The following is a 4,969-nucleotide window of genomic DNA, read 5'->3' as shown; positions in this document are numbered from 1 at the left end:
TTACGAAGTAAAGTATAGTATGTTATACTTTACATGGAAGTAGTCACCGAATTCCAGTTAGAAATTACTTTGTAACTACGTTTTGAGGAGGAGTAAAATGCTTTCCTATGTTCGACATTACCCACTAGCGATAGCTAAATTAATGTGTCTGTGCTCTCCTAAAATCTGCTGATTTATTACTGACTAATACAGGAGGGTTTTTTATGGGACAGACAATCATATCTGCTATTGGTGTTTATATTTCCACCAGTATCGATTATTTAATTATTTTATTTATTTTATTTGCACAGCTATCACAGAATAAACAAAAATGGCATATTTATGCGGGGCAATATCTAGGTACAGGCTTACTTGTAGGGGCGAGTTTAGTTGCTGCTTATGTCGTTAATTTCGTGCCTGAAGAATGGATGGTTGGATTGCTTGGTTTAATCCCTATCTATTTAGGGATTCGCTTTGCAATTGTTGGAGAAGGTGAGGAAGAGGAAGAAGAGGAAGAAATTATTGAAAGATTAGAACAAAGCAAGGCAAATCAACTGTTTTGGACAGTTACATTGCTGACAATTGCGTCTGGCGGAGATAATTTAGGTATCTATATACCTTATTTTGCTTCGTTAGATTGGTCACAGACCCTCGTGGCCTTGCTTGTGTTTGTAATCGGCATAATTATCTTATGCGAGATTAGTCGGGTGTTATCCTCTATTCCGTTAATATTCGAGACAGTTGAAAAATACGAGCGAATCATTGTGCCCTTAGTATTCATTCTACTTGGACTATACATCATGTATGAAAATGGCACGATAGAGACTTTTCTGATCGTGTAGATTTTTTTGTTTCACTAGGATTTTAGCCCGGGCTCAAATCAGCTCTCTGACTTCAGAGGGCTTTTTCATTGAGTATAAACGGACAATCTTAAAGTTACTCTATTGTAGAGTGGCTTTTGATTTGATTAGGAGATTCTTATAAATATAAATGAAAAACCTTAGCTGTTTGGCCAAGGTTCATTTCTTCTATGCAAGTTCTTCTCTTTTCTTATCTGGGTTCCAGATGAAGCTTGCGATAAAGCTAAAGATGATGGTTAGGATAGCGAGGATAATAGCAAGGATGAGGGCAGGAATGCGGATAAACCACCAGAGTGGATTTGGTTTTTTATCATTGTGCCATTGTTTCGTTTCTTCGTCCAGACGTTGGAATTCTGTTTGAATACGATTGGCGACTGTTTCAATGCCTTCATCATTCATTTTCTTGATATCTGAGATATCGATTGGATTTCCAAAGTTCATATCGACACGTTCACGGCTAATCAAGCCCTTCAAAGTCATGGGACCGGTGTAGGTAACCGGCATGATACGGACCTTGGCCATTTTGGCAATCAGAGCTACGCCCCCCTTGACATCGTTTGAGTGACGGCTCCCACTTGGAAACATGATGAGAGAGCGGTCACTTTTTTTGAGAACATTGATAGGGTATTTGATGGCTGAGGCGCTAGGATTTTCACGGTCGATAGGAAAGGCGCCACACATACGAATCCACCAGCCAAAGATACGGTTGGTAAAGAGTTCTTTTTTTGCCATAAAGATAAACTGTTTTGGCTTGGTCGCAAAGGCCATATAAACTGGATCCCACCAAGTGCGGTGAGGCGCAACCAAAATATAATTTTCATCTTGATTAGGAATTTTATCAGTATTATGATAGTGGGCATTGCCATTGATGGACCATAAGAGCAATACAACTAATCCACGCAAATAAGTATAAAACATGCGATCTCCTTCGATTGTTTTCTTGTTATTATTATACCTTATCAAAGGAGGGCTGGCAAACTTTTCCCTTGACTAGATGCATATTTGGGATGAGATTAGAATTCTTTTAGAAAAAATGATATGATAGAATTTATGGATAAAAATAAGATTATGGGATTAACCCAAAGAGAAGTCAAGGAAAGACAGACTAAGGGCTTGGTCAATGATTTTACTGCTTCGGCCAGTACCAGCACTTGGCAAATCATCAAACGAAATGTCTTTACCCTTTTTAACGCTTTGAACTTTGCCATTGCTTTGGCCCTTGCCTTTGTGCAGGCTTGGAGCAATCTGGTCTTCTTTGCTGTTATCTGCTTTAACGCTTTTTCTGGAATTGTGACCGAGCTACGGGCCAAACACATGGTGGACAGGCTCAATCTCATGACCAAGGAAAAGGTCAAGACTATTCGTGATGGCCAAGAAGTGGCTCTGAATCCTGAAGAATTGGTGTTAGGAGATGTCATTCGTCTGTCTGCTGGAGAGCAGATTCCCAGTGATGCCTTGGTTTTGGAAGGCTTTGCGGAAGTCAATGAAGCCATGTTGACGGGGGAAAGTGATTTGGTACAAAAGGAAGTGGATGCCTTGCTTTTGTCAGGAAGTTTCTTAGCCAGTGGGGCAGTTTCAGCTCAAGTTCACCATGTTGGATCTGAGAACTATGCTGCCAAACTCATGCTGGAAGCCAAGACCGTTAAACCCATCAACTCCCGTATCATGAAATCGCTGGACAAGCTAGCTGGTTTTACTGGGAAGATTATCATTCCTTTTGGTCTAGCTCTCTTGCTAGAAGCCTTGCTTTTAAAAGGCCTGCCTCTCAAGTCTTCCGTTGTAAACTCGTCGACAGCACTTCTGGGAATGTTGCCCAAGGGAATTGCCCTTTTGACCATTACTTCGCTCTTGGCTGCAGTGATTAAGCTGGGCTTGAAAAAGGTCTTGGTGCAGGAGATGTACTCTGTTGAGACCTTGGCGCGCGTGGATATGCTCTGTCTGGACAAGACGGGTACCATCACTCAAGGAAAGATGCAGGTGGAGGCTGTTCTTCCTTTGACCGAAGAGTATGGAGAGTCAGCGCTTGCTAGCATCTTGGCCAGCTATATGGCTCATAGTGAGGATAAGAATCCAACTGCCCAAGCCATTCGACAGCGTTTTGTGGGAGAAGTTACTTATCCTATGATTTCCAAGCTTCCCTTCTCCAGCGACCGCAAGTGGGGAGCCATGGAGTTAGAATGTTTGGGGACAGTTTTCTTAGGGGCACCTGAGATGTTGCTGGACTCTGAAGTCCCAGAAGCCAGAGAGGCCTTGGAGAGAGGTTCACGTGTCTTGGTCTTAGCTCTCAGTCAGGAGAAATTAGACCATCACAAACCACAGAAACCTTCTGATATTCAGGCTCTGGCCTTGTTGGAAATCTTGGACCCTATTCGAGAGGGAGCAGCAGAGACGCTGGACTATCTCCGTTCTCAGGAAGTGGGCCTCAAGATTATCTCTGGTGACAATCCCGTTACGGTGTCCAGCATTGCCCAGAAGGCTGGTTTTGCGGACTACCATAGCTATGTAGATTGTTCGAAAATCATCGATGAGGAATTGATGGCCATGGCGGAGGAGACAGCTATTTTCGGACGTGTTTCCCCTCATCAAAAGAAACTCATCATCCAAACGTTGAAAAAAGCGGGTCATACAACGGCTATGACAGGGGACGGGGTTAATGATATCTTGGCCCTTCGTGAGGCGGATTGTTCTATCGTGATGGCGGAGGGGGATCCAGCAACCCGTCAGATTGCCAATCTGGTTCTCTTGAACTCAGACTTTAATGATGTTCCTGAGATTCTCTTCGAGGGTCGTCGCGTGGTCAATAACATTGCCCATATCGCCCCGATTTTCTTGATAAAGACCATCTATTCCTTCCTGTTAGCAGTCATCTGTATTGCCAGTGCTTTACTAGGTCGGTCAGAGTGGATTTTGATTTTCCCCTTCATTCCGATCCAGATTACCATGATTGACCAGTTTGTGGAAGGTTTCCCACCATTCGTTCTGACTTTTGAGCGAAATATCAAACCTGTTGAGCCAAACTTCCTCAGAAGATCCATGCTTCGTGCCCTACCAAGCGCTCTCATGGTCGTGTTCAGCGTTCTTTTTGTGAAAATGTTTGGAAGTAGCCAAGGTTGGTCTGAGTTAGAAATCTCAACTCTACTCTATTATCTCTTGGGGTCAATTGGTTTCTTATCCGTATTTAGAGCCTGCATGCCATTTACCCTATGGCGTGTCCTCTTGATTGTTTGGTCAGTAGGAGGTTTCCTAGCTACCGCTCTCTTCCCAAGAATTCAAAAACTGCTTGAAATTGCAACCTTAACAGGACAAACATTACCTGTTTATGGTGTCATGATGTTGGTCTTTACCGTGATTTTCATCCTGACTAGTCGCTATCAAGGCAGAAAATAAAGAAAGGCTGCAATCTGTGGATTGCAGTTTTTTTATACGACGAGTCTATCGTATAGTGGATTGAATCTGGAATAGGACATCATAGCTACTAAAACATTTCTAATACTCTTCGAAAATCTCTTCAAACCACGTCAACGTCGCCTTACCGTACTCAAGTACGGCCTGCGGCTAGTTTCCTAGTTTGCTCTTTGATTTTCATTGAGTATAAAAATTAATTTGCCTTTCCTAATCGATTTGTTCATATATTATTTTAATATACTATAAATCTGATGTGCAAGGCCTACGTGTCTATTATCTATCGGTGAACCCAAGAGCGACCCTCAAGACTGTTTGTATTGAGGTAGCAGCTTCAAATGTATGTGGCTAGACTATTTGAAGTATGACGCAAGAAACAATACTCTTCGAAAATCACCAGAAAAGCTAGTTAAACTACTATCCTTCTGGTGATTTTGCTTAATTTCTGATGTTCGAGACATGATTGAGGAGATTTGTCTTGATTTTTTCCTAAAAAAGGGCAGACTCCTCCCTTGGTTTGATGCTCGATTTTTAAAATAAGGTGACTTATTCTGTTAGGCATGTTTTCCCCTGCTCTCTAGCTCTATATGGAACAGGGAGTATCAGATTTATCTGGCAGATTGTATCAAATAAGGCTTGAAACTGTTTTGAATAGGCGTATAGACTTGAGAATTTGAGAATATGTCGTCTAGCAGTAGAGACATATTTTCGGCAATATGAAGGAAGAG

Annotated in this window: 3 protein-coding genes; 2 read left to right on the top strand and 1 reads right to left on the bottom strand. The window is 42.1% G+C overall.

Annotated elements, in window-relative coordinates:
• Positions 1-203 precede the first annotated feature (203 nt).
• Positions 204-821: a CadD family cadmium resistance transporter gene (locus HT715_RS05975; RefSeq protein ID WP_054388036.1), complete on the top strand. Its 618-nt coding sequence runs from the start codon at positions 204-206 to the stop codon at positions 819-821.
• A 186-nt stretch (positions 822-1,007) separates the two neighbouring features.
• On the opposite strand, the gene HT715_RS05970 is transcribed toward HT715_RS05975, so the two are convergent.
• Complete coding sequence (locus HT715_RS05970) at positions 1,008-1,757, bottom strand: 1-acyl-sn-glycerol-3-phosphate acyltransferase (protein ID WP_054393198.1); 750 nt, start codon at positions 1,755-1,757, stop codon at positions 1,008-1,010.
• Between the two features lie 132 nt (positions 1,758-1,889).
• Between HT715_RS05970 and HT715_RS05965 the strand changes: the two genes are divergently transcribed.
• Positions 1,890-4,226: a cation-translocating P-type ATPase gene (locus tag HT715_RS05965; protein WP_172922861.1), complete on the top strand. Its 2,337-nt coding sequence runs from the start codon at positions 1,890-1,892 to the stop codon at positions 4,224-4,226.
• Positions 4,227-4,969: the final 743 nt, after the last annotated feature.

Source organism: Streptococcus sp. 4155 (assembly GCF_013276695.1).
GTDB classification, from domain to species: Bacteria; Bacillota; Bacilli; order Lactobacillales; family Streptococcaceae; genus Streptococcus; species Streptococcus pseudopneumoniae.
This window is presented reverse-complemented; position numbering and strand designations above follow the sequence as displayed.